Genomic DNA, 223 nt, shown 5'->3' on the forward strand with positions numbered 1-223 from the left:
AACGTTAGATAAGTTCGGAACTTGTAAAACAGAAGAACCAAAACCAGAAGGCGAAAATGGTAAACCGACAGTCGAGCCAAAACCAGAAGGTGAAAATGGTAAACCGACAGTTGAGCCAAAACCAGAAGGTGAAAATGGTAAAAAAACAGAACAACCAAAGCAAGAGAACATTCAAGTTCCAAGTGCACAATTAAATGAAGCCATTTCTAAAACATCAGACAAG

General features: G+C 38.6%; 1 pseudogene. It reads left to right on the plus strand.

The window, feature by feature from the left end:
• Positions 1 to 223: pseudogene (locus MR170_RS31890) on the plus strand (DUF4430 domain-containing protein); the annotation flags it as partial.

The sequence above is a fragment of the Bacillus cereus group sp. BfR-BA-01524 genome (genome assembly GCF_022662595.1).
GTDB classification, from domain to species: domain Bacteria; phylum Bacillota; class Bacilli; order Bacillales; family Bacillaceae_G; genus Bacillus_A; species Bacillus_A thuringiensis_S.